Origin of the sequence: Acetobacter musti (assembly GCF_011516835.1) — a bacterium.
Lineage (GTDB): Bacteria > Pseudomonadota > Alphaproteobacteria > Acetobacterales > Acetobacteraceae > Acetobacter > Acetobacter musti.
On sequence record NZ_WOTB01000041.1, the window covers coordinates 1 to 25,764 of the forward strand.

Below are 25,764 nucleotides of genomic sequence, written 5' to 3' on the forward strand. Positions count from 1 at the left end.
GACTTGAACTCTGCCGCATACCGTTTCCGCGTAACCTTGCCCATAAAACCCGTCCTCGTTCAGGCCAGATGATAGCTTATCGCCCTGTCCGAAAAATGGGGACCACCTCTAGCAGCACTGTACAAAGTGCCTCGTCTGAGAATACCTGGAACGGTTCCATTAAACGTTGAATTGCCTGAGTGATACTGGAGCTGAGTTGCGATTCACCGTTTCCGTTGATGACGGCGGTAATGGGGTGGGCATTTAGTGATGCTCTTCGGGCGCCTATTCCGGAAGCGGGCGCTACAGGCGGGTCGGCACGTTCATTAGGGGCGCTGTCGGGGCCATGCTCTCCACCTTTACCCGCAGCGACTGCGCCGGTTTCTGCACTGCAGCAGGCCATGAACCACATTAAAGTGAACCGCTCTATCGGAGCGATATCTGAGGCAAACAGCTTCGGCGTTACAAGCTAGGCTTGGTGGATCGGACGCCTTTGGCTACATAATCCTACTTTGCGTCGTCCTTCATCAGAAGAGGATACGGAATAATCAGCGACCACTAGTGGTCGCTGATATCGGACGGATACGGTCTACGCGTAGTAGTCATCCATGCCCTCCTGCACCGGCCAAATAACGCCCTTAGCCTTGCGCCAGCGTCCAAGAGCCATGCCCTTCGAGGCACCCGGCAAGAAAGTCGAGCGCCGCGCGTGGGTAATTGCGGATTTCAAGCAGAGTGCCGGACGGCACGTCCATCTCATAGGCGCCGTGCTGAAGGGCGCAGCGCGGCTCGCCGCGCAGGAACTTCACGCCCTTGCCTGTCCGGAGAATCTGGCGCGGGCCGAAGACACCAGCCACATGGCGGCCGCCGACATAAATATCCGCATTGAACCGGCGCCAGAGCGGCGAGTGTGGATCCTGCTCGTTAACTTCGATCTGCACGTCACAGCGATTGGCCCACGCTTCCGGCGTGCCGTCCACGCCGTAGAGTGTGCGGCAGATATTCCGGACTGCCTCCACATGTTCGGGCTTAAAGGACCAGCCGATGGTCTTGCCTACAAAGCGTCCATCATAACGTCGGGCCTGTATGGCCAGTTCGGGGTGATAATTTGCCTTAAAGGTAATCCGGCCTTCCGAGACAATAATCACAGCCATGATGGGCTCCCGTTACACAGTCCCAAAAGTTCCACGACGTGACACCTCGCTATATTAAGGAGCAACGACGCGAATATTAAGACAAATGCGGATCAGAACACGAAAATATTAAAATCATGACAAGAGCCTGCGGGACATTGGTGGCACCTGGGTGTTTTCGCCCGGCTTTTCGCGGCAGCGACTGAGCAGGCTGGCCGTTCAGGGCGTCTTATGATCGACGCAACACACGCCTCACGACACGCCCGACAGCGGCCCCTCTGTTCAAAAAGAGGCTTTATCCCGACATATCGGGCGGACAAAAGGCGGTCTGAATTTAAAGCATCATGCTGTGTGCGAGGACGCAGGCCGGCCTCCCTGTCTTTATCTGACGGCGGGGAGCCCGGTGACTTCAGAAGCGTCGACGTTCTGCTGGCGGATCTGCCAGGCGAGGCAGAAGAACTCATTGGAGGCAGGGGTATGCCAATAACCGGTCAGGCAGTCGCCCTGTCCCTCACGCCCCCGCCCCCAGGCGGCTATATCACCGCAGCGGGCTGCCTTCTGACGAAGTTTTTTAGTCCTGTGGTTTAATCGCCTCGAAGACCCGCACGGTCTCGCCGCGCCCCTCAGGCATTCCGACTTCGTGTATCCGCACGATGAAACCGATCTCCTGCAAGCGCGAGATAATATCTGCTCCGAAATCGGTGAACACCAGTGCACCTTCTTCGCGTCGCGGATCGCCATGATACTGGGGTGTCTCTACGTGCCGGATAGTCCCATCTTCAAGAACTGCCCGGACGATCGTAGACGGCATTGCGAGATTAGCGGGCGCGGTGAACACATAGCGCCCGCCAGCTGTTAGCACGCGATATATTTCTCTGAAGCCGAGCCAGGGATCAGCGACATGTTCCATCACATCCTGGCTGAACATCAGGTTCATCGTGTTGCTTGCAAACGACAGATCCTGAATATTCTCATGCGCCACGCCATTTACAGATGAAGCGCCGTTTCTCTCCGTGTCATCGAAATAATCCGAGCACGAAAACCCTTCGAGCACGCCAAGGCGACGTCCGATCGGTCCGGTATGGCCGAATTCGTGTATCCGATTTTCGCGTAAATAGACGAACGCGTCTTCCAGAATATTAATGCCGTAGCGATTCCACGGGGAAATCAGTACCTGCGCGAGCGCCGCACTTCGGTTCAGCGCCCCACAGGCAATGCAATGCGTTTCTTCACGCCATTCGAGACTCATACGCCGCTTGGTTTGTCGTGGTCGTGCACCACACACCGGACATAGTGCATCGCCGAATAGCTGTCGCAGATCACGTCGCGCCAGTTCCTTCGAGAAACGAGTCCGCACCACGTCCGCTCCCGAACGGATCAGTCGGGCACACATCTCGACATCACTCAGAAGCCGCAATGTCGCAGCAGCGAGTTCCTCCGCAGTCTCTCCGATCAGTGCGTCCCGTCCGTTCTGCAACTGTATGCCTTCGTTACCGCAAGGAGTGGTCACGACCGGAATGCCCGCCTGCAGCGATGTCACAATCTTGCCTTTGACCCCAGCTCCATAACGCAGGGGATTGAGCGAAACACGCGCGCGTGTCAGGTAGGGATCAAGATCCGGCACAAAACCAGTAACCTGGACCTTGTCGCTCGCGAGCGCGCGCACGTTTTCCGGGGGAACATTTCCGACAATCCACAAGACCGTGTTCGGCTTTTCGCGCCAGATCAGGGGCATGATCTCCGTGACCAGCCAAAGCGCAGCGTCGACGTTCGGGGTGTGATCAAACCCACCAATGAAAAGAACATCTTTCCGATCGCCGAAACCCTCAGCAGCGTCTGAAACCATGGTTTCGCCGAATAGATAAGGCGGAATGACGGCGACGTTCGCTTCTGGCACCTCTGCGAGGATATCCCCGGCTTCCTCACGGCTCGGCGTCATGACACAATCAACCTCCCGGAAAATTCCGAGTTCGATGGGTTTGAGCCGCTGCGATTCTTGGAGGGCCCAGACACTGCCTTCAAGCTCGTAACGACGCCTCTCCCGCAAATAATGCAGGTCATGCGTGTAATACAGAATCTTGGCACCGGTATAACGCTTGAGCCACGGCAGGATCGGATGGGTGACATCCGGGCGCGCGGTCCAAATGAAATCGATAAATGTGCCGTTCTCTTTCAGCCAGTCATGGAGGGTATCCGGCTTATAAAGAACTTCAATCCCGCGTTGCTGGAGCGCTGACGTGTAAGGCTCCAGCGGAAGACCGTTATGTGGCGCATAAACCACACGCAGACCCATTTCCCGCAACAGCCCAAGATACTGAAATAATGTGACAGCACCGGCATGCTTATCGTATTCGGGGACCTTGTCATCGATCACAAGAATGACACCCCGTGCGCTCGGGCGTTCACGCACGAGAAACGACGGATCATCGGGAGCAGGCTGACGTGACAGTAATGTCGCCCATTTTTTGCAGAACACTCCGTGATTCTTGAGGGTCTGCCGATCACGCACCTCAGTACCATATGATGCGCTTCCGTAATGGTACACGACACTCGCAGGCTGGTAGACGATACGGTATCCTGCGTTACGCATGCTGGTCGCCAGATCGAACTCTTCATAGAAGGCGGGCGCAAACCGCCCATCAAAACCTCCATGAGCCTCGAACACATCACGACGGACAAGGAAGCAGGCACCCGTCACGACATCGACATCGCGAACATAATTGTAGCGGCCACGCTCAGGTCGAAGATCATTCTTTCCAAAAGGATCCCCCCAGCCAGTGCTGTAGATAATGCCACCCGCTTCCTGTACCGAACCGTCGGAGTTAAGCAGTTTACAGCCGACCATACCGACGCGGGAATCGCTCCTCATGACGGCCATCATGGGCGCGAGCCAGTTTTTCCCAACCGTCGTATCGTTGTTCAGGAAAACGAGTTCGCGACCTTGCGCTCTCCTGGCAGCGGAATTGCAATTTCCCAGAAATCCCTGATTTTCATTATTGATGATCATGGTCGTCCCGCTAACGTCCAGCAGCGGGGCGACAGGTCGGCTCGGCCTGTCATCCGCGACGATGACTTCAAATGTGACACCGTGCGTCGCGAGACTGACACTGGCGAGGCAACGCCATGTATCATAGGCATGCCCAAAAATCGGCACGATAACTGAAACTTCGGGCCCTGCCACTTCGGGAAAAGTAACTCTGAAGGGCAGGGAGAGTCCGGCTCCCAGCCGCTTCATCTGCTCCGAACATGCAACCTTGGCCTCTCGGCCGCCTTCGCGCAGATAGTGCGCAAATGCGCCCCATCTGGCGCTTCCGCTGTGCTCGTGCCTGTACCAGACGGGATCGAACAGAGGGTGCGGCCAGAAACCGGCTTTCTCCCCTTCTGCCGCGTAGTGCACCAATGCGTTAGGCGGTGTATCAAAGCTCTCCAGATATTCTTCCGCATATAGCGTGGCGGTGAAAACGGGATTGGGTGTCACCCGCTCCGCTTTGTCAGAGACGAGAAAATCCTCAAGCGGTGTCATACCGGGCGCAATCCGGCCCTGGCGCTGCTTAAGATAATAATCCGTATCAAAAAGCGGATGTGGGTCTGGCGTGCCACGTCCATGACGTGAGATATAGTGTATAAGCGGGTTGACAGCAGTTTCGACCGTCAGCTTCGATCGGTACCATGTGCTGCTGAACAGCGGGTGCGGATCGAGCCCCATCTCCGCACCGACCCATAAATAATGCCGTACGGGGTCGGTATCTGGCGATAAAAGATCAGCGTAATGGCGCAAATACCATGCCCCATCGAAAAGAGGCGATTTTTCGAGAAGCGCTATGCTCGTCTGCGTGCGCTGACGCCTGCGAATATTGGACCACAGCCGGAATGTCACGATCCAGTAGAGCAATTTGATGGATCGACGCAAAATCCGCGCCAGTCGCGGCTGCTTTTGCGCGCTGTGGCGCAGCCGCCGTCCGACCCGCCAGGCTGCGGAACCAGCGATTTCGTCATGCTTCGTCTGAAGTTCGCACAGCCGGCGATGCAACTCATCATTGGCAGCCGCCAGGGAGTCAAAATCACGGGTCTCATCAGGCGTGATCTCGATGGCGCGTTCGAGAAAACGAGCATGCTGCTGAGCTGCTTCGGCACGCGCCATCGCACGCGACAGTTCCTCGACGATGCGCGCACGCACATGCGGAGGCAACGCCATCTCTTTTTCGATATTCTGCATGGCCAGTGATGAATGGCTTCTGGCTGCTTCCGTATGACTACCTAGGTCCTCCACGTCTCGGCTCCTTCTGCTACCAGATGAACACCACTTGCAACCGCTCCTGCAGCATTCAGCGACTGAATCACCTGCATGCGCCGTTCGGGCGGAACGATAAGCATCATGAACCCGCCACCACCGGCGCCTGACACTTTAGCCCCAATCGCACCTTCGGCGCGGGCGAGGTTATGCAGTGTTTCGATATGTGGGTTGGAAATACCCTTGGCAGTGTTCTTTTTGGCTTCCCACGACTGATTGAGAATGCGCGCCATGTGGGGAATATCCCCACGCAGCAGCGCATCCTTCATGTCATGTGCATCCTGCTTGAGCCTGTGCATATTTTCGATCGCCGTATCGGATGCCTCAACAAGTCCACTGCGCTGCTGAGCGATAATATCAGCCGATGAGCGGGATATTCCGGTAAATGCGATGACGAGGGATGTTTCGACCTCGTTACGTATCGGTTCGGAAATCCTTAGCGGATTGACGATAACGCGGTCATTCGCAAGGAATTCAATGAAATTCGTTCCGCCGAATGTTCCAGCATACTGGTCTTGTTTGCCGCCAGCCAGATCGAGATCAACCCGCTCGATCTCATACGCCAGATGTGCAATGTCGTAAGGACCGAGCGGCAACTGGAAAAACGCCGCCACAGCTTCCACCAGTGCCACGACCAGCGCAGACGATGAGCCTAAACCGGACCCTGGCGGTGCATCCACAAACGAGACGATACGCAAGGCTTCCGGCACGATGTGAAAACGCCGCGAAATCCCTGCCACGACGCCCGCATGAATACGTAACGTCGCTTTCCCTGAAAGAACTTCGTCGATCCTTTCAGGCACATAGCTCTCATTCACTCCAATATCGGTCGCGACACAATGTATCTGCCCGTTCTCCGAAGGAGACACGAACGCATACGCGTACCGGTCGATCGTTGTGTTGAGCACCGCTCCGCCGTATACATCGCAATACGGGCTAAGGTCAGTACCTCCTCCTGCAAGTCCAAGCCGCAGCGGTACGCGCGCGCGAATAGTGGTTCCCTGCCCGCGAACAACCTGTACGGTCCCTTTTGCCATTCTCATTATCACATGCTCCGGTTCAGGACGACGTCGGCAAGAAGCTGTGGTCCGATGCGTCTTGCACGAAGGCCCGCCGCCCGTCCGGCTGCCATGTCCGTCGTCTGATCCCCAAGGAGCACACCTTTCGCAGGATCGACCTCCCATGCGTGAACGAGCTCGTCGATCATGCCTGTGCCTGGTTTCCGCCGCGAACTTTTTACACGATACTGCGCAAGCGGGGCTTCAGGGTGTGTGGGGCAATAGCGCCAGTCGTCGATTGTTGCGCCCTGCATTCGAATGGTGCGGATCGCCCAGTCCATGAGGCCCTGCAGGTCCTCTTCCGTGTAGAAACCACGGGCAATCCCCGACTGGTTCGTGACGATGAACACATGAAATCCGTCATCCGTCAGGCATCGGAGAGCCTCAAAAACACCTTGCGTCCATATAAACCGATCCCTGGTGCCCACCCATCCCTGATCGACATTGATAACTCCGTCACGATCGAGAAAAACAGACGGCCGGAGAAGCCGCCTTGGCAGTTCGAGTTCGGCCGCGGACAGATCTCCGGGGAGCCCTATGTCCCGAAAATATCCTTCCAGAACCATGCCTTTCAGCCCACCATGCGAGGCAAGCTGCGGCAGAACATCCGCCTCAAGCGAGCAGGTCTCCGAGACATGACTAAACACGGAATGGTCAAGCAGGTAGACGCCGCTGTTGATCAACCCGGACTGGCCAGGCTGCGCGACCGGATGAAACGCGACGACGTGATTGCTTTCGCGCGCCAGTTCAACCGCGCCGTACCGGTCCAGATCGTCGACCGCACGAAGAAGAACCCAGTTTCCGCCCGTGGGATCAGAAATCGCGCGTCCTATGAGACGTGTCAGATTGCAGGCAAATATAGAGTCGCCGTTGCAGAGCAAAAACCGCTCATCCAGAAGGTGGCGCGCATAATGAAGGGCGCCCCCCGTACCAGCGCGAACTGGCTCAACGCTGATAGTTATCCGCGTGGATTTGGGCAGATGCTCTTGAATCGCCGCGACTTTACGTTCGATTTCTTCGGACAGATGTCCCGCAAGCAGAACAAACTCTTCGATACCGAAGCGCTGCATTTCGCGCATCAGCCACGCCAGAAACGGCCGGTCTCCGCACCGCACCAAGGGCTTGGGTGTTGTTGCTGTCAGCGAGCCGAGCCGTGTGCCCAAGCCGCCGACAAGAATGGCGCATTGCCGGAGAGCTGCATCGCTCACGAAGGCTGTCGCGGGCAAAGAAGACGTTCGACCAGAGCGCAAACGATATGTGCTGCGGCGATGTGAACCTGCTGGATGAGCGGCGTCGATGACGACGGTGCGCGCAGAATGTAATCTGCCTCGGCCTGTACACCCTCCCGGCCGCAGAGAACAACCGTTGCAAGGTTCAGACGCTGCGCTTCCTCCACCGCACGCAGGACGTTCGGGGAACGTCCCGAAGTAGTGATACCGAGAAATACATCCCCGGGGCGCCCCAGTGCTCCGACCTGCCGGGAAAATACATAATCATAGCCGTAATCATTGCTAATGGCAGTCATGGTGGAACTATCGGTCGTCAATGCCACAGCGGCGAGCGGCCGCCGGTCATACATAAGTCGTGACGTGAATTCTCCTGCAATATGTTGCGCGTCCGCCGCGCTGCCACCGTTACCAGCAACAAGGAGCTTTCCACCGCTGGAAAGCGCGTCACCGATGCGCGAGGCAATCGCCAGCATGGTATCATATGACAACTTGTCATTCCGAAAGTCGTTCATCGTTTCGGCGGAACGATCGAGAAAGTTCGACACGAATGCCTGATTTGCTTCGTGAGAGTAAGGAATGGACGTCAACATATTTGCAATTCTCTTGGGTTGCCGGCAGCCCTGCGAGAACTCCGGGAAAGGTCCGTAGCAGCCTGTTTCGCAGCAACAGTTCGTCTCACGATTTTAAGGTATCATCGGGCGTCCTCAACAACAGATGATGATCTGTGACCATCAAATTCGCATTGATATAAGGATCAGTCTTATTGAACCGGGCCCATCGGTCCAACAATCGGCCATCATCAACGCAACTTTGCAAAATCTGCGAGGCAGAATGATCGGGACCACGCGTTGCACCGTCCACATGCATCAGAAACGCATGCGGCGTCCATACAACGCGCCATCCGGCCTGTCGGGCACGGAGGCAGAAATCAACGTCGTTACAAGTGAGCGGGAATGTTTCATCGAAACCCTCCACCTGATCGAACGCTTCACGACGAACCATCATGCACGCGCCTGTCACCGCCAGAAGATCACGGGCAAGCGCGATCACGCCCATATACCCAGAATCTTCCGCCCTTGCTGATCGGAGAATATGGCGCGCACCCTGCGGTGTAAGCGCAATACCGGCATGCTGGATGCTTCCGTCGCGGTAGAACAGCCGTGCCCCAACGACACCAACACCGGGCTGTAAGACCTGCCTTACCATCTCGTCGAGCCATCCGGACTCCATGATTTCAACATCATCGTTGAGGAAAAGGAGTAGTTTGCTACGTGTTCTGGTTGCCAGATCATTATTGATGGCGGACCAATTGAACGGTCCGGGCATGCGAAACACCGTCACACGCGTATCGCGGGAAAGTCGGCGAAGCGTATCGAGAGTCTCGACCTTACAACTTCCATTATCGGCAATGAGAATCTCAATAGATACGTAGGACGTCTCCGTCAGAAGACCGCTGACACATCTTTCCAGCATGTCGGCATTGTCTTTCGTTGGAATCACGATCGAAACACAAGGCGGATTTTCAGGAAGCGGATAGACGATATGTGGCCAGACCGCCCCTCCGAGATAGGCCGACTCAAGCTTGATTTCAGGGTGCGTCTCGGCAAGATGGCGCCTGACGGTACCAAGAACCGACGGGTGCTGAAGTGTTGCGCGCGTTTTTGGGAAACCTTCTTCCCGCCCTGGACGACGGCTTCGATGATACAGGACCTTGGAGATGTGCCGGATGCGAACCGCTTCGAGATTTTCGCACAAGCGCAACATCAGATCATACCGCGCCAGATCGCCACTGTCGTGGCGAATGCCTCCGACGAGCAACGCGCGCTCGCGCCGGAAGACCGCGAGCTGTCCGATGAAGTCTCCAGCGTAACACAACTCCCGACTCCACGCCGACTTGAAGCGCGGCGAGGAGCGCTCACCGCGCGCATCAAGCTTGTCTTCATCACAATAAATCAGATCGCAGTCAGGGTTTGCGACAATTTCGGCTGCGAAGCTGTAAAAAGCTTCCAGCGAAAGACGATCACCAGGGTAGAGAAACGCACAGAAATCGCCGTCAGAGACTTCAAGAAGTCGCTGCCATCTCTCACCATAACTCAACGCGCCTGACATCATGACGATCGAAATACCCGCCACACGTCGGGTAACCTGCACTATACTGTCGATGACTCCTGCCGGAATATCGTCGGTGCATGCAATCTGCAGCGTCCACTCGGGATAAATCTGCTGTTCGAGCGAAGCTACCGTTTCAAGAAGAAGATCGACCCGGTTTTCCGGAGCCAGCATGAATAACGAAATAGTCGGACGAACAGCCATTTCCCGGTCGATCCAAAGACTGATCGCCAGACGCTTTCGGTGCGTCAAAATACCGTAGCGGCGCAACCACAGCCGGTAAGCCAGGTTATCGGAGGGCGATGCGCCGTCCGGATACAGGACCTCTAGAAGGTCCGTGACCTTTTTTGCCTCTTCCGAACCGGCAACGATCTCAAGAGCAGCACCCCGGTTCGGCGCACGCAGGATATTGGCTTCGCCAAGCGGGTCTGGCTCGCGATTTAAACAGTGCCGATAGAGGAAAGCGGCATAGGCAGGATTACAAATATCACTGGAGCCATGCAGGTTACGAAATTCCTGCGACCCCGCAATTGCATGAGCGAGATCATGAAAGGTCGCGCCACCGGCGATCAACTCGAGAAAATGATCGACTGCGGTGACTTCGGGATTCCGACCAAGACCCGCACGAAACAGTCTAACAATGTCGCTGACGTGATTCTCAAATTTCGACATAAAACCAGTGCTGCCTCGGACGATCTCTGTTCGACGTAGAGCGTTTCTACAATATCTTTAGGGCTTCCGCCAAACAGTATATTGGTCCGGACTCTGTCGCCCCTGTTATTACTTAGTCTGGCGACATGATTTTTTTTGCAGACAGAAAGCTGGCCCCTGATTTTCGGACATATGGTTAATTTTTTGGTCCGACATAAAAAAAACGAATTTTACGGGAGAGTTACGCGAAAACCGTATTCAGGAGCTGCTCCACGGCGACCAGACGATGGTGGAAGTAGTGTCGAGACACAGGGTCCGTTAGAGAATGCTTCGGCATTGGGAAGCGCTGCGACAGCGACCATCAGAACATGATACCTCTCATCGCATGGATCGTCAGTTGGCATAAGATATGTTATGCGACAAGTATGCAAACACCGGATTAAAACGTCTCACTTTCGCCGAATAGAAATATCCTCCCTACCGCTTTGAGGTGTGGCGTTACATCGCCTGGGCTGTGCGGTTCCGGAGGCCGAAAAAGCGATGAAGGACAGACGGTCACTATGGTCACTGATGGTACTTGGTCCGCTCATCGGAGAGATTATTCAGTGTCTGGATGACCAGAATTCTGAATATCAGCACCGCGTTAATGGCTGAGATCTGCCTTTGCTCCTGTCCAAACAGACCAGTACGCCTCAAAGTCCACAGTCCGGGAAAACACTTCGATCTGATCGTCAGGGCCACTCAGGCGAGCCAGACGCTCCTTTACATCAAAGAAACCGGGCTCTCTCACTCCATCCCCCGTCCAGACACAGGAAATGGAAGCACTGAGGGTTACCCAAACCAGCAGGTTTTTCAAACCTTCCAGGTTCAACCTATTCCTGATGATAGCGATAGAGCGCATCGGGATGTTTGCGTCCAGGTTTCTCAGCAAACCTGGACCTCTCTGCGTTTTTCGCGGGCATTACATGACGGCGCATCATCGGTTGCGCAGCAAGAGCAGTTTTCACAATCAGTGACAGGCCATTAAGACACTTAACCCGTGAAAGCAAGTAACCGGAAAATAAACTAATACAAATTATTAAAATAAAACATATATAATCAGACAGCCATATATAAACCGCAACAAACACCAACGAAATAATAGCTGTTCGATATATTATGTTATCAGATTATATATATTATATTTACAAATGTGTTGATGAATGTTTTATATTTATATATTCTATATCTACGGTAACTTAGATCATAGCCACACTCCCTACCGGCACGAATATCATGCCCGCCACGGATCACAGACCCGTGACGGGTCGGTCCGGAAAGGGAGTTTTGGGATCATGCCAAAGAATATCGTAAATCCGGAGTTTCTGCCCGTCCTGGCTAAGATGCCGTCTTTCGATGGTCTTTCGGATCGCTCACTGCCGGAAGTGCGCGAAATTTTCCTCACCGCTCTCCGACTGATGGAAGGCAGGCCTTTGCCGGATGTCGACACACGCGAAGAATACATCCCCGGCCTCAACAAGGCTCCGGACGTGCGCGTCCTTGTCTACAGTCCCCGCAAGGCCATCCCTAATGCGCCTGCCATGGTCTATATTCACGGTGGCGGCCTCATCTCCGGCCACCCGGAAGTGGACGACCCGAAATGTCAGATCCTCGCCAGCCGCCTCGGCATGCACATCTTCTCGGTCGATTACCGTCTCGCCCCGGAAGTGAAATATCCTGGCGCCATCGAAGACTGTTATGCCGTCCTCAAATGGATGAACGAAAACGCAGCCCGTCTTGGTATCAACCGCGATAAAGTCGTCGTCGCCGGAGAAAGCGCGGGCGGCGGCCTCAGCGCGGCCCTCGCCCTCATGGTCCGAGATCGTGGCGAATATAAACTTGCCTGCCAGATCCTTATCTACCCGATGCTCGATGACCGGACGGCAACAAAACATAACCCTGCCCCGGCTTTCGGTGAATATGTCTGGACCCGCTCAGCCAACAAATACGCCTGGCAATGCTATCTGGGAGACGAAGCCGGCGGTGACAAAACCCCGGTCTACGCTGCCGCAGGGCGCGCGACAAACCTCGCTGGGCTTCCGCCCGCTTTCATCGGCGTCGGCTCTATGGATTTGTTCCTCTGTGAAGACTTAGACTATGCCAGTCGTCTGATGGCCGCTGGCGTCTCTGTCGAAGTCTTCGTTGTCCCAGGTGCCTATCACGTCTTCGATATGTTTGTTCCGGACGCGGCCCTCTCAAAACGCTTTATGGAAGCCTATTGCGACGTCATCAGACGCACCCTGGAGATCTGAAAACCCGTTCGTAAAAAACATATGTTCTCCACTGAAATAAATTTCAGTGGAGAACATATGTTTTGAAAAGGAAAAGGCACGCAAAAGCGCTTCGTTCATTTATTCCTGATTTATCACGGTACAGCCTTAGGCTCAGGACTCATAGCCATAAGATGACGGTTACGGCGATGCAGATGGCTGAGAAGAAGACAGCCGGACATCTGCCGTAACATGTGGCAACACGTCGCCAGTCCTTCAGACGGCCGAACATGATCTCAATACGATTGCGGCGCTTATAGCGCCGTCGGTCATATCTGATGGGCTTCCCAAGATTTCCAGCCCGGAATGCAGGGTTTGATCCTTTTCTCTTCCAGTGCACCTCTGAACCAGTCGGCATCATAACCCCGGTCCGCCAGCGTCCATTGTGCCTTGGGAAGCTGTCCGGCAAGGCAGTCGCTCACGTATAATCGCTGATCTGACCGGCTGTCATCAAGAAACTGAGCGGACGTCCATTCCGGTCTGTGACGGCATGCAGCTTCGTATTCGTACCGTCTTTTGCCCGTCCGATCAGTCACCCTGGATCCTTTTTTGCTTCCCAGGCCTGCAGCTGTCCGGTGTGCTTTGAGGTAAGTCGCATCAGTCATGATAGTCTGAGCTTCCGTCTTCCCGATGGAAAGGCCCTCCATCATCCGGGCAAAGACCCATGGTTTCCAGCGATTTTACAGCGTCCTGTGTGAACCGTATTCCCGCGGCACGCCAGCGCAGGTCATTGCGATTTACAAAGATGATGCCCCTCAGCACGCGACGATCGCCCCCGTGCGGATGGCCATGGTTCTTTGCGAAGAACGGCTGCAAACGGACCATCCGCTCATCCGTCAGCAAATGATACATAAAACCTGCAGGTCATGAGGATTTTTCGTCTCAGACATCGCGGTATTTGCGGCTGGTGCCGCGCGCGAGATGATAGTTAACCCACCATTCGGTATTATTATTTATTTTCAAAATGTAGTTTTATCTTTATTTGTAATATAATGTGCAAAAGAAGAATATAAACCTCCGGTTCAGGTTGGCGTGGTCAACTTTCATCTGGTTTCCACAGTATAACGTCTGATGTCTTCTCGTACAGTTTTCCACCTGGAAAACTCACGAGTTCCAGTTGCATGCCCCACGGCGTCAGAAAGTAAATCCATGTCTGCCCGGCGCTGGGACCTGACGTCCGGTATGTCGGCGATCCCATAAGGGAAACGCCATGGCGGCGCAGATAAGCGAGGGCGGTGTCGAAATCATCGACGTAAAAAGCCATGTGATGGCCACCCACGTCGCTGTTCAATGGCGGCAGTTGACCCTGCCCGGTCGGCGCATATTCAAAGATCTCGAAATTCGGTCCGTTGCGGCATCGAAAAAATCTGAGTTCCCGCATCACGGTGCCAGCGGGTACATGGAGATGCACCTGGAGCCAGTCATCTTCAAACTGGAAGGGCCCCAGGGAATAGACATACTCACAACCGATGATATCCACAAAAAACCGCGTGGCTTCATCGATGTCTGGAACGGTGAAACCGATATGTTCCACGCCGCGTAATCCTGGTAGTCCTGCCATGGTTGTTGACCCCTTTTTTGTTATCCACAGGTTCTGAGAAAATCGGTCAGTCAATCATGGATAGTCCATTCTTCTCGAATTCCAGGCGTGTTCTGCGTATATGAACCTGGAGCAGCCTTTCGGCATTGTAATCGTCGCGTCTGCGGATCGCATCCACGAGAAGCCTGTGTTCGGAATCAACGATCGGGCGACGGTTAAAGCCGACCTTGTGCATGTATGCGCGTCTGTATTGCTGCGTTGTGTTCCAGTACCGTACAATCATTGCGTTCAGCTCCGGAAGAGAAGAATGTGCGTAACTCCGCAGATGAAATTCCCTATCCAGAAGGATGAAATTTTCTATGGATTTCGCCTGCTCCACCCGATGGGCGAGATTCTCCAGAATATCCAGTGCACTTTCCGGCATCAGGCGGATGCTCTCGCTTAACGCAAGCGGCTCGATACGCTCGCGGATTTTATAGATCTCCAGACATTCAGCCTGGTTCATACTGGCGACCCAGGCGCCCGTATTGGCCTTGAGCCTGAGAAGGCCCTCGCTCTGCAGCGCCTTCAGAGCTTCGCGCACCGGGATCCGGCTGGCTCCGAAATGCGCAGATAGATCCTCCTGTCTTATACGCGTTCCGGGTGCCAATGTGCCTGCCAGAATATCGTAGCGGAGCGCGTCCGCGATCCGGCGGGCCGTTGCGGCCAGGGGCTGGTGAGACATGTCGTCGTCGATCATAAGCGATCCGATGAAGAAATGTTTTCAGCCGGTCGTTGCGCGGGAACCAGTTTCCCGTCGTTTTGGTGCCGGCCGGACGGCCCCTGGACGAAGGCATAGATCCAGAAGAATCCGCTGAAAAGCTGGCCGAACTGGACACTCGTGAGCCTGTATTCCGCCTGCACCTGTGGAGAAGCGACGGAAAGTGCCATTCTATCAAAGTAATTGATGAACACCCCAGGGGCGAGTATCGATCCGATACACCATCTTGTTCGTGGAATTCCCTGTGTTTCGTTCATGATGGCATACTTTCAGTTCGCAGGAGCAGCCAGTTCCAGAGAGGGTCAGAGATAGCCATTGGCCGTCCAGCCTCCGTCCACGGTCAGGATATGGCCGGTGATATGCATGCTGCGCGGCTCACAGAGGTACAGCACAGCGTCGGCTATTTCGCTCGCCTGCCCAAGTCGATGTTGCGGGATACGACGTTCCACAGCGGCGAGATCGAGGCGTCCGGTTGCGGCCAGTTCCCGGGTCAGGGCGCTGTCGACATAGCCGGGCGCCACGCAGTTGACGCGAATGCCGAACTCCGCCCATTCCAGTGCGAGGCATTTTGTCATCATCCCGATCGCGGCCTTCGTCGTGCAATATGAAAGGCGCTGCGGCGCTGCCACGACCGAATAAATCGAACCAATATTGACGATGGCACCACCACCCGCGGCGCGCATGCGAAGACCGGCCTCCCGGCTGCAATAAAAGGGACCGTTGAGATTGATGCCTATGACACGCATCCAGTTGGCATCAGTCAGTTCTAGTGTAGGTGCGTTTCCGCTGACGCCCGCATTGTTGACAAGAATATCCGGAGCGTTGCCCTCAGCATCGAACTGCTCAAACAGGAGGCGAACTGCATCGGGGTCCGCGACAGAGGCGATATAGGAATGTGCCTTGCCGCCAGCCTCAGCGATGGCGGTGCAGGTGCCATGGGCGGCGGTTTCAGAGACATCGTTGACCAGCACCAGCGCTCCCGCACCGGCCAGGGCCAGCGCGCTTTCCCGACCGATGCCCGATCCTGCGCCCGTGACTAGGGCCTTGCGGCCAGACAGAATTTTCATGACGGATGTCCTTTTCCAGGCTCTTTTATTTATTTTATCGCGACGGGGTTGACCGGCGCGCCGGAGCCGCCGACCACTTTCAGTGGTGCAGCGACGTAGAGAAAGGTCCATTGTCCATCGGCGGCGCAATCTGCCGCCAGCGCATCCAGGGCAATGATCTCGGTAAACGTCACGCCCAGATTGCGCATCAGAGCGCAATGCAGCGGCAGCGTAACGCCGCTTTGCGGATCTACCGTGACTTCGTTGGCGATCGTGTCGGTTACGAGATTAGGAATTTCCTTTTCGTGGAACCAGCGAACAAGGTCAGGACTGTATGTCAGGCCAGGTTCGAGGAAATCCTTATAGAATTCTTCCTTTGGCGTTCGATAAAATTTTCCGATCCAGCCAGTGCGGATCAGCAGAATGTCATGCTTCGTGATGCTGACACCCTGTTTTACAGCTGCCGCTTCCAGGTCGTCGTGGGTGAACGTCTCACCCCGGTCCAGGCATTCCTTGCCACGAAACCGGGCCATATCAATCAGGATGCCTCGCCCCACCACGCCCCGCTCAGCGATTGGAAGAACGCTGGCTTTCGTCATCGCGCCGACGGTCGTCGTCGCGGGGTAGCCATTATAGAGCTGGTCATCATACCAGACATGGCCAAGCGCGTCGTACTGGCTCGACCCCTGCAGATACATCACGACCATGTCGTCGGCCCATTCGCCGCCGCCCGAGAGCGGCTCGGCCTTGCCGCACATGAAATGACCGCGATCCATAACATTGACGCGTTGCGCCGTCGCGCGTCCGGGCCAGATCGGATCGCCCTCGGGAGCCGCGATGCGGACGCCGAGCGTAAAAGGCCGGCCCTGGCGCACGGAGGCGACACCGCGCAGAACCTCTTCCGCCGTCAGAAAGTTCAGCGAGCCGACTTCGTCATTTTCGCCCCATCTTCCCCAGTTTTTTGGGAGCTGTTCGAGCAGACGCCCGAGATCAGGCATATAACATTGTAATTTCTTCCTGGGCATAATGGATTTCCCTATTTATTTTACTTTTTGCGGGCAGTTTAAAATGTCGTTCAGATCATTATCCTGATGGGCTGCTCGATTATTTTTCTGAATGTATCGAGCCATTGTGCCGCCAAAGCGCCATCGATGACGCGATGGTCGGCGGAAAGGGTGCAGGTCATGACCGAAGCGATAGCGACCTGGTTCTGCCGGACGACAGGCCGGCGCGTGATTGCTCCTACGGCCAGGATCGCGGCGTGAGGTGGATTAATAATGGCCGCCATGGACTCCACACCAAACATGTCGGCATTGAATAGTGTGAAGCAGCCGCCTTTAGTCTCCTCAGAACGCAGCTTGCCGTCGCGTGCGCTGGCGATTAGCACCCGGCTCTCATGGCTTATCGCGGTGAGGGACTTGCCACCTGCATCGCGAATGACCGGCGTCAGCAGTTCGTCGGACACCGAAACTGCAACGGCGATATCACTCTGCCGGTAGAGAAGGATGCTTTCTTCACCCCAGCAGACATTCATCTCAGGGATGGCTTTCAACGTCAGCGCTGCCGCACGGATCAGCATGTCACTGACCGAAGGATGGCAGACATCTGTCGATTCCTCTTCTGAGATGGCTTCGTTAATGTCCTTCCGCAGGTTCAGCAGACCGTCCACATCGATCTGCACGGAGACATAGAAGTGCGGGACTGTCCGCTTCGCCACTGTAAGGCGCTGCCCGATCGAGAGCCGCATCGCCGACAGCGGAATGCGACGAACCTCATTTTCGTCACTGTGCTCCGGTACCTTTGGCAGCGCCGCCGGGAGAGCCGCACTCTCCACGTCGCGTCGCAAAATACGTCCGCCGGGGCCGCTGCCCACAATCTGCGATAAGTCGAGCCCCCGCGACCGGGCCAGACGACGCGCGACGGGCGATACAAAAATACGGCGATGGCTCTCCGCGCCCAAGACAGAAGGCTCGGGCGGAGTGTCCCGTTTTTCCGGAAAGAGGATTTTGGCAGCCTTTTCTCCAGTGACGGCATTGACGGCTGCGGTATCGGCGCCGCCCGTATCGGAGATATCTTCCCCCGGACTGACGAGGATGCCGATAATCCGGTCGGTCTCTACATCCGGCGTGCCGTCTCGGACGAGAACGCGAGCCAGAATGCCGTCGGCAGGTGCTTCGACCTCGATCTCCGCCAGAACGTCGCCGGTCATGACCCGGTCACCTTCCGTCCTGAACCACCGCGCCAGTGTCGCCGGGCCGGGAGACGGAGAAGGACTGGGCATGCGTATATTGACGGCCATGGAAAATCCCCTCTCTGGCGTGATCAGCCGGCGATATACAGACCACCATTGACATGGATGACCTCGCCGTTGACGAAGCTGGCATCGTCGCTGCACAGAAACGCCACAACCGATGCGACTTCACACGGATGGCCAAAGCGTTTCAGAGGGGTCTGAGCGATCAGGGCGTCTCCATTCTGGCCCCTCAGATCATGGGTCATCCTGGTATCGATAATGCCAGGAGAGACGGCATTGGCGCGGGTGCGTGCTCCGAATTCCAGGGCCAGGGACCGCGTCAGGCTCAGGACCGCGCCTTTCGACGCCGAATAATGCGCATGATTCCGGCTCCCGCGATGGGCCGCGACGGAGGTAAGTGTCACGAGCGCGCTGTGATCACGGAAAGCAGGAAGAGCCGCCCGGCAAAGATAAAAGACACTATCGAGATTGATGCTGATGACTTTCCGCCAGTTGGTGGTGCTCGTCTCGCCCAGAGAGGATTCGGGATAAATTCCGGCACCTGGCACCAGAAAGTCGATGCCGCCGAAATGCCTGACCGCGACATCGACGATAGCGGCCGCATCTCTTTCCGTCCCCGCGTCATAGCGCGTGGCGACGACACGGATGCCTTGTGGATCAAGCGCCCGCGCCATTTCCTGCACTGCGCCTTCATCAAGGTCAGCCAGTACAAGATTCGTTTCCCTTGCGAAAAAGAGTGCGGCGATTTCCCGGCCAATTCCGCCTGTCGCGCCGGTGAGAAGCAGGGTGCGTCCTTTGAAAGACTGCATTTTCTTGCCTTTCGGAGAAGGAAAAACTTACGCGCTCCAGGAGCCGTCCGGGTATCAGGCCAGTTCGAGGAGACCGTTTAACGCCGCACCGATATCCTCGCGGCTGGCGCAGGCGGCACGTTCGAGAACCTTCGAGATGCTGGGAGATGCCTCGCCGCCGGTTACTCGCATGACGGGGCTGTCCAGCCAATCGAACAGGCGACGCTGGATTTCATCGGCCAGCCAACCGCCATAAGACGTACCGCGCACGCCCTGCTCAACCAGCAAAACCCGGTTAGTTTTGCGAATACTGGCTTCAATCGTCTCCCAGTCCAGACTGGCGCGATCCAGCCAGCGCAGATCGATCACATCCACGTCGCCGCCCAGTTCATCGACGATATCTAGTACTGGCCTGACCATGGCGAGATAGGTGATGACTGTCACTTTGCTGCCCGATCGCCTCAACGCGGCGGATCCGGGCGGAATGATGCTGTCCAGATCATCGGGCGTAGGGAAGGTTTGCTGGTAGAGGTCTACATGTTCGATCACCAGAACCGGATCGTTGATCGCAAGCGCAGCGTTCATCAGACCGGCGTAGTCGGCGGGGCAGGAGGGGGCAACGATACGCCAGCCCGGTGCGGTCGCGAAAATACCTGCCGGATCCATTGAATGCTGCGATCCGTATCCTGTTCCCATGGCTACTTTGGTGCGCAGCACGAGCGGCACGTCGATCGAGCCGCCGAACATGTGGCGTGCCTTGCCGACCTGATTGAAGACCTGATCTGCCGCCACCCACATGAAATCGGGATACATGAATTCAACGATCGGCCTGAACCGCCCATCCATGGCGATTCCGCCGGCAAGGCCCATGAAAGCGTTCTCGCTGATCGGCGTACCAAGAACACGGTCGGGGAAATGACTCGACAGATCGCGCGTTGCCCCGTTTGTCCCGCCTTTGAGTCGATGGACGTCCTCTCCCATTACGATGATACGGGAATCCTGCTGCATGCGGCGATCCAGCACATCGGCTATGATATCGACGAATTTCCTCGGTGATCCTTGCCCGCTGTCAGTCTGCGCCATACGGGCAACGCCAGCGATTTCGTCCAGATCACTGCGAATCCCGACGTCCCGGAAAGAGGGTGCGGGCCAGAGATCCGCCCGCACTACGCGGCGGTTACCTTCCATCGCCGTCAGTTCGGCTGCAATCTCCTCCATGACCAAGCGGCATCGTGCCTGGACTTCGACGACCAGTTCCTCCGTTGCCAGATTACGGCGGACCATTTCACGACTGACCAGTGCGATCGGGTCACGCTCCCGCCATGTAGCCTCTTCCTGCTTGTCCCGATAACCGAACGCGCTTCCGGGAAGTTTTCCATTCTGATGGAAATAGCGATAAACCGTCGCCTCGATGATGGCCGGGCCGTGCCCGTCGCGTGCGACGGCCAGCGCTTCTTCCATCGCCATCAGCGTGGCAACAGGATCCATGCCGTCGACGCGCCAGGATGGAATGCCGAAAGAGAGGCCACGTGACGAAAGACGCGGCTCAGCCGTGACTTCATCCACACGGGTTGAAACGGCGTACAAATTGTTTTCAATGAAGAAGATAAGCGGAAGCTTCCATGCTGCCGCAAGATTCATGGTCTCCAGCACCGAACCGATGTTGACGGCGCCGTCGCCGAAGCAGGTGACGGAGACATTATTCGTTCCTGCATGACGGTCGGCCCAGGCAGAGCCGGCGGCCAGCGGCACCCCGCCACCGACAATAGCATTTGTTCCCGTGACGCCGGCATCCGCCCATCGCAGATGCATCGAGCCTCCGCGACCCAGACAAAAACCGTCCTTCAGGCCCATGATTTCAGCAAGTGCACCGTATAGTGTGGTACGGATCGTATCATCGAAAGGCGTGCTGGTGGTCAGGGGGCGGGATTCCGCTATGTAACCGAGCGCCTTTGCCAGAAACTGATGATGTCCCCGGTGGGAGCCATTGACCTGATCGCCAGGCCGCAGCGGGAAAATGCTGCCGACTGCTCCACCCTCCTGACCGATGGACGAATGTGCTGGCCCATGAACGAGTCCATTTCCTGCAAGATCGAGAACGGCTTCCTCAAACGCCCGGATGAGCGCGAGCCGGACAAGCATCGTATCGAGGGTGTCCGGCGCAATCCTGTCCCAATCTTCCTGGGTGGACCGGATTTCGGTCCACGGTGCTTTGGGCTCCAGCAGAATGCTCTGCATCACGCCTCTCCTGAAAGGCACCGAACCACGATGCCTGATGAACGATGTTCCGTGATAGCACTAGATTGGATACATTTAACCTCAATACGTCAAATATCTGCTCACATTTATGTTATAATGATGATAATTGGATACATTGATGAATTGTCTATATCCCGAAATCGGGACATGCCGTCGCAATGGCAGAGATATGGCCGCCGGTTGATGATCGTTTTCTGTTTTGTTGGCTTTCCAGGACGGGGACCTGTTAATTCATTGAGTTGAGCGAAACGCTGTAATTCAGAGGCTTACCGACGGCAGGTGGGCCAGTGAGTGACGTGTTTTTGCTGTCTGAGCGCCAGAGGGAGCTGTTCAGGCCGTTTTTCCCATGGGCTCATGGGGTCCCGCGCGTGGATGACCGGCGTGTCCTGAGCGGGATCGTTTATGTAATCCGCAACGGGCTGCGGTGGAAAGATGCCCCGAAAGCCTGTGGCCCTCACAGGACTTTATACAACCGTTTCATTCGCTGGAACCGTCCTGGCGTTTTCGGCCGCGTTTTTACCGCTCTGACAAAGCAGACTGGCCGGTCGAAGCGTCTGATGATCGATGCAACACACCTCAGACACACCGCACAGCGGCCTCGCTGCTCAGAAAAGGGCTTTTCCCCGCCATATCGGAAGCACAAAAGGCGGTCTGAACTCAAAGCTCCGTGACGCGTGTAATGGCGAAGGTCGCCCTGCCCTTCTTCATCGGATAGCTGGTCAGATCAGCGACTTAAAAGGAGCAGAGATTTTTCTGGCGGAGCTTCAGACTGAAACATCAGAAGTCATCAATGACCGGGACTATGACAGTAACCGGCTCAGGTCGACCTCGCGGACCGGAACATCACGGCCGGTATCTCTCTGAAGAAAAACCAGAAGTCAAAGCCGCCTTACAACTGGCACCGTTATAAAACGCGTCATCTGATCGAAATCATATCCGCAAAGCTCAAAGACCAGTGACGCGTCGCAACACCACATAACGGGTCTGCTCATACGTCATGCCCACCACTGATGTTGTCGCAAGCGTCATCTCCTGCCTCAAGGAACGAGTGCCGGAGCCTGGCAACGAAATCCCGTCCGGCCTATGCTGTTTCAGGTTTATTCACGACACAGAAGGCGCACAATGGACGTCCAGGCCATCGACCAGACCTATACGCAGTTACAAAGCCAGGCTCAGCAGTCTGTTCAGGCACTTCAGACGCTGGGCAGCAAGCTGCAGGCAGCGGCAAATTCAGGCGATTCACAGGCCCGGGAATGGTGGCTGGATCTGCGGGAAATCGCCTTATCCTTTCAGGCTGAGCAGCAGCAGGTGACGGCGCTTCTGCAGGCTCTGCATACGGCGGCTGCCAGCGAAGCGGCCCGGCCTGTCCCGGCCACTATCCAGCAGTCGCCTCCTCAGCCGGCGCAGTCAGGCGGATTCTTCGGTAATCTGCTGAATTCCGGTTTCGGGCAGGCCGTAGCCGCCGGCGCCGGCTTCGGAATCGGCGATGACATCATCAAGGACGTCTTCTGACCGGCGGCTGGGTTTATCCCAGAGAACAGCGCGGAATGCGACTGCCCCATGGCTGACAGAGCAAAACGAAAGAACTGAGTAATGAAAACGGGACTTCTGTTTGCGGCGCTGACCGTTCTGCTCTCAGCATGTAACGGGATTGAGCACAGCGGCTGCCCGACAGATCTGCCAAACCAGACCGGCGATCATACGGGCGCCAGAGCCGTCCTGCAGACCTGCAACTAAGGTCGGGAGATTATTGAGGAACAGACATTGCCGCCGCTTACGATACAAAAAGCGCTCTACAGACCAACTATGTCACCGAATTCCCGGATCACGTGACACGTGTCCCACTGGCCCGATCCACGCCCAAATGCGAAAACATGGGCTCCAACAGCATTGGTGAGCCCCTGCCTTACCTGCTCGAAGCGCAGTTCCGCCTCCTGGCGGGATCGACAGAAAACCAGTCTGTCAGGACCGATTCTGTCAGGACCGATATAGATCTTACCTTCTGCCGCAGGCTTCTTCACATAGGCCTGAAACGCGAAATCTTTTCCTTCCGGCACAGCGCTTCTCCCGATCTGTATTGATTTTTAAAAAATGGATTTTCTGCTGATCACGTAAATGCCCGAACAGATGGTCCGCGCGCATATCAAACCATGCAGCGCGTCACCGGTTGCATGACGGCATCGAGCAAATTAACCAGATCGTCATTTCCAGATTGGCCAGTTAATCCAAAGGAAAAATCTAAAATTGAAATCCGGCGCCGTGTCTCTGAAACAGATTGTAATATTGGAAGCGCGACTGAACCAACAGGTGGCGCAGATCTGAACACAGCCAATCCACCCGCGCTCCTGCTGCATCTCTACACTCAGGGTCAGTGCTTTTTACGGTGCGATCTTTATATTATCGCTGTTCTCTGTGGAGAACCGGAATGAGCAGAGTGCCGGCGCTGTAAGCAGACGCAGCGTCAGGCATGAAACACTACTGATCGGGTGTAGCCATTCCTCCGCCCTGGGCAGAGCCGCTGAGGCCTGAGGTCGGCATTCCCGGCTGCGATCCCATACCCGCACCGGAAGGCGGCTGAGCGGAACCACCGCCATCTTCTTTTGGCAACGCGCAGGCGGAGAGCGCCGCCGTTGCGGCCAGACTCATAAGCAGATTTTTCATGATAAAATTCCCGGGCCGGTCAGTCGGCCTGTAAAGCGAACGACCCGCGGCAAGGAATGGTTGCCCTGGTTAAACCGGACAGGACAGCACGCTCTCACGCTGGCATAGCCGGGCCCTGTATCGCTGATTTCAACGGAACGGGATCTGGCCGTTACCGGATCTCTGGAGGCAACAGGCCGGAAACGCAGCGCTTCGGGCGCTATCCGATCGGGTTCTTTGCGTCATCCCTTATCGGGTCCATACCATCCTGACCGACATGCCATCCAGTTCGCCGGGCGGCCCCGTAACAGGGGCACATCGTGATTACGCTCCATGCGTTTCGACATGATCTGCATGTCCAGCGGGACGGCCATCGCCTGACAAAGGCCAGCCACCCGTGGACCAATGGGCAGACTGAACCGATAACCCGCACGATCAGAAGGGCAGCCGTCAGGCGCTTGCATTGCGGCTGCCATGACTGTCCGCAGCTACGCAGACCCTGGTGCCAAATCCTCCACGTGAGCGGCCACGAGCGTCATGATCCTTTCGGCGTTCTCTGAGCCCCCTTTTTTAGCCGCTCCGGCCGCCTTGTGATGGGCACGGGATTGTCGTGCCATCAAGAAAGATCATGCCCTGGGCCTGATCCCCATCTTTGACTTTGTCAAAGATGCATTGCCATACACCGAGCTTCGACCATCGAATGAATAACTGTGCTGCAATCCACCATGGGCCCAACTCAGGTGGCAAGGTACGCCATTTCGCACCGTTCTGATGACGCCAGAAAATCGCGGATATCGTCCGCCGAAGGTTCCTCGGCGGGGTCCTGCCGTTCGGACGGACTTCCTCGATCAGCGTCTTCCAGACAGACCAGGCCTCATCAGAAAAGACCGACTGCATCATGCTCATCATAAAACAGCCAGGCAGTCCGTTCTGTCATTCACGGCCTAACAGGCCCTAAGAATCATGCTTATTCATTGTGATGTGTTTTCTTATCAGGAATAATCAATTTGACAGAGAACCTCCTTTCCAAGTCCATAACTTCGTCTGCAGAAAAGACTTCACCATCTTCCGCAGTCCACTTTCCTCCCTCATATCGAAAAACGAAATCATAATGCTCATCCATAAATTTCGCTCCAACCGTAAAAAGCTTTCAGTTCAGTTTTGCCATAAAGGCCGGAGCTTGAAAACGGGTATTGACAACGTTCCAAAAATCACACGGCTATTATGTTTTTACTTCCGGGTTTCGCATCAAGCTTAACGATTCTTTTTCGTGTTGCTGGATTCCAGATTATTTTAATATCAGAGCGTGTTATGTACTTTGGGTAAGCTACTGAGCAGTATCTCTGAGGTGAAGCCTGCGAAAGCGATGATGTACATTGCAGCGAGAATTGAGTCACATCGTTCATAATCCTTACGAGCCTTCTGCACCATGTTGTGCACGCGAACGATCTCTCCCTCCACGATCCAGCGGTACTGTTGCGGCACAAAACCCTACTTAAACCTGATGCGGTCTGACGATTTCGAATGTAACGCCCTGTTCTTGAGCGACATGCGCTGGCCTTAACCCAGTATAATCCTGATGGCCCATGCCGGTTCTATGGTTCCATCTATTAGAGGTGGTCCCCATTTTTCGGACAGGGCGATAAGCTATCATCTGGCCTGAACGAGGACGGGTTTTATGGGCAAGGTTACGCGGAAACGGTATGCGGCAGAGTTCAAGT

21 protein-coding genes and 3 pseudogenes are annotated in these 25,764 nt (G+C 55.7%); 5 read left to right on the forward strand and 19 right to left on the reverse strand.

Annotated elements, in window-relative coordinates; all coding sequences use genetic code 11:
- Positions 1–617 precede the first annotated feature (617 nt).
- The 7 genes and pseudogenes from GOB93_RS18565 to GOB93_RS21720 form a co-directional block, all read right to left on the reverse strand.
- Positions 618–1,130: a hypothetical protein gene (locus GOB93_RS18565; RefSeq protein ID WP_173584929.1), complete on the reverse strand. Its 513-nt coding sequence runs from the start codon at positions 1,128–1,130 to the stop codon at positions 618–620.
- 550 nt (positions 1,131–1,680) lie between these two features.
- Positions 1,681–5,379, reverse strand: coding sequence for a glycosyltransferase (locus GOB93_RS18570; RefSeq protein WP_173584930.1), 3,699 nt, complete (start codon positions 5,377–5,379; stop codon positions 1,681–1,683).
- Positions 5,367–6,443, reverse strand: coding sequence for a GHMP family kinase ATP-binding protein (locus GOB93_RS18575; protein ID WP_198912728.1), 1,077 nt, complete (start codon positions 6,441–6,443; stop codon positions 5,367–5,369). Before GOB93_RS18575 ends, GOB93_RS18570 begins: the two co-directional genes overlap by 13 nt.
- Before the next feature lie 2 nt (positions 6,444–6,445).
- Entirely contained in the window at positions 6,446–7,666 is a 1,221-nt protein-coding gene (locus tag GOB93_RS18580; protein ID WP_173584931.1) for an HAD-IIIA family hydrolase, read from the reverse strand.
- Positions 7,663–8,277, reverse strand: coding sequence for a D-sedoheptulose 7-phosphate isomerase (locus GOB93_RS18585; protein WP_173584932.1), 615 nt, complete (start codon positions 8,275–8,277; stop codon positions 7,663–7,665). The genes GOB93_RS18580 and GOB93_RS18585 overlap by 4 nt, the downstream gene beginning before the upstream one ends.
- Positions 8,278–8,362: 85 nt before the next feature.
- Positions 8,363–10,468 carry a glycosyltransferase family 2 protein gene (locus GOB93_RS18590; protein ID WP_173584933.1) on the reverse strand — a complete coding sequence of 702 codons (2,106 nt, stop codon included), beginning with the start codon at positions 10,466–10,468 and terminating at the stop codon, positions 8,363–8,365.
- Between the two features lie 552 nt (positions 10,469–11,020).
- Positions 11,021–11,237: pseudogene (locus tag GOB93_RS21720) on the reverse strand (IS5/IS1182 family transposase); the annotation flags it as partial.
- Positions 11,238–11,781: 544 nt separating this feature from the next.
- Here GOB93_RS21720 and GOB93_RS18595 point away from each other — a divergent pair.
- Positions 11,782–12,738, forward strand: coding sequence for an alpha/beta hydrolase (locus tag GOB93_RS18595; protein ID WP_173584934.1), 957 nt, complete (start codon positions 11,782–11,784; stop codon positions 12,736–12,738).
- A gap of 139 nt (positions 12,739–12,877) precedes the next feature.
- On the opposite strand, the pseudogene GOB93_RS18600 reads toward GOB93_RS18595, so the two are convergent.
- The 9 genes and pseudogenes from GOB93_RS18600 to GOB93_RS18640 form a co-directional block, all read right to left on the reverse strand.
- Positions 12,878–13,608, reverse strand: a pseudogene (locus tag GOB93_RS18600) (IS5 family transposase).
- Positions 13,609–13,792: 184 nt separating this feature from the next.
- Positions 13,793–14,317, reverse strand: coding sequence for a VOC family protein (locus GOB93_RS18605; protein WP_173584935.1), 525 nt, complete (start codon positions 14,315–14,317; stop codon positions 13,793–13,795).
- Between the two features lie 46 nt (positions 14,318–14,363).
- Positions 14,364–15,035, reverse strand: coding sequence for a GntR family transcriptional regulator (locus tag GOB93_RS18610; protein WP_194300126.1), 672 nt, complete (start codon positions 15,033–15,035; stop codon positions 14,364–14,366).
- On the reverse strand, positions 15,032–15,313 hold the full coding sequence (locus tag GOB93_RS18615; RefSeq protein WP_173584936.1) for a hypothetical protein: 282 nt from the start codon (positions 15,311–15,313) through the stop codon (positions 15,032–15,034). The genes GOB93_RS18610 and GOB93_RS18615 overlap by 4 nt, the downstream gene beginning before the upstream one ends.
- Positions 15,314–15,358: 45 nt before the next feature.
- The gene (locus tag GOB93_RS18620; protein WP_173584937.1) at positions 15,359–16,123 is read right to left on the reverse strand and encodes an SDR family NAD(P)-dependent oxidoreductase; all 765 of its coding nucleotides are present in this window, start codon (positions 16,121–16,123) and stop codon (positions 15,359–15,361) included.
- A gap of 29 nt (positions 16,124–16,152) precedes the next feature.
- Positions 16,153–17,100, reverse strand: coding sequence for a cyclase family protein (locus GOB93_RS18625; protein WP_242010911.1), 948 nt, complete (start codon positions 17,098–17,100; stop codon positions 16,153–16,155).
- Positions 17,101–17,177: 77 nt separating this feature from the next.
- A complete protein-coding gene (locus GOB93_RS18630) occupies positions 17,178–18,401 on the reverse strand; it encodes a 2-oxo acid dehydrogenase subunit E2 (protein WP_173584939.1) in 1,224 nt (407 codons plus the stop codon).
- A gap of 23 nt (positions 18,402–18,424) precedes the next feature.
- Positions 18,425–19,165 carry an SDR family NAD(P)-dependent oxidoreductase gene (locus tag GOB93_RS18635; protein ID WP_173584940.1) on the reverse strand — a complete coding sequence of 247 codons (741 nt, stop codon included), beginning with the start codon at positions 19,163–19,165 and terminating at the stop codon, positions 18,425–18,427.
- A 54-nt stretch (positions 19,166–19,219) separates the two neighbouring features.
- Complete coding sequence (locus GOB93_RS18640; RefSeq protein ID WP_173584941.1) at positions 19,220–21,382, reverse strand: alpha-ketoacid dehydrogenase subunit alpha/beta; 2,163 nt, start codon at positions 21,380–21,382, stop codon at positions 19,220–19,222.
- Between the two features lie 317 nt (positions 21,383–21,699).
- Between GOB93_RS18640 and GOB93_RS21220 the strand changes: the two genes are divergently transcribed.
- The 3 genes from GOB93_RS21220 (at position 21,700) to GOB93_RS18655 (ending at position 23,140) form a co-directional block, all read left to right on the forward strand.
- Positions 21,700–22,074 (forward strand): transposase, encoded by a 375-nt coding sequence (locus tag GOB93_RS21220; RefSeq protein ID WP_338422416.1) that lies wholly within the window; start codon positions 21,700–21,702, stop codon positions 22,072–22,074.
- Between the two features lie 451 nt (positions 22,075–22,525).
- Positions 22,526–22,915 (forward strand): hypothetical protein, encoded by a 390-nt coding sequence (locus tag GOB93_RS18650; RefSeq protein WP_173584942.1) that lies wholly within the window; start codon positions 22,526–22,528, stop codon positions 22,913–22,915.
- 81 nt (positions 22,916–22,996) lie between these two features.
- Positions 22,997–23,140 carry a hypothetical protein gene (locus tag GOB93_RS18655; RefSeq protein WP_173584943.1) on the forward strand — a complete coding sequence of 48 codons (144 nt, stop codon included), beginning with the start codon at positions 22,997–22,999 and terminating at the stop codon, positions 23,138–23,140.
- A gap of 56 nt (positions 23,141–23,196) precedes the next feature.
- On the opposite strand, the gene GOB93_RS18660 is transcribed toward GOB93_RS18655, so the two are convergent.
- Positions 23,197–23,460 (reverse strand): hypothetical protein, encoded by a 264-nt coding sequence (locus GOB93_RS18660; protein ID WP_173584944.1) that lies wholly within the window; start codon positions 23,458–23,460, stop codon positions 23,197–23,199.
- Positions 23,461–23,878: 418 nt separating this feature from the next.
- Complete coding sequence (locus GOB93_RS18665) at positions 23,879–24,064, reverse strand: hypothetical protein (RefSeq protein WP_173584945.1); 186 nt, start codon at positions 24,062–24,064, stop codon at positions 23,879–23,881.
- Positions 24,065–24,269: 205 nt separating this feature from the next.
- Between GOB93_RS18665 and GOB93_RS22400 the strand changes: the two are divergent.
- A pseudogene (locus GOB93_RS22400) lies at positions 24,270–24,537 on the forward strand (IS481 family transposase); the annotation flags it as partial.
- Positions 24,538–24,613: 76 nt separating this feature from the next.
- Here the strand turns inward: GOB93_RS22400 and GOB93_RS18670 are convergent.
- Complete coding sequence (locus GOB93_RS18670; protein ID WP_173584946.1) at positions 24,614–24,952, reverse strand: transposase; 339 nt, start codon at positions 24,950–24,952, stop codon at positions 24,614–24,616.
- Between the last annotated feature and the right edge of the window lie 812 nt (positions 24,953–25,764).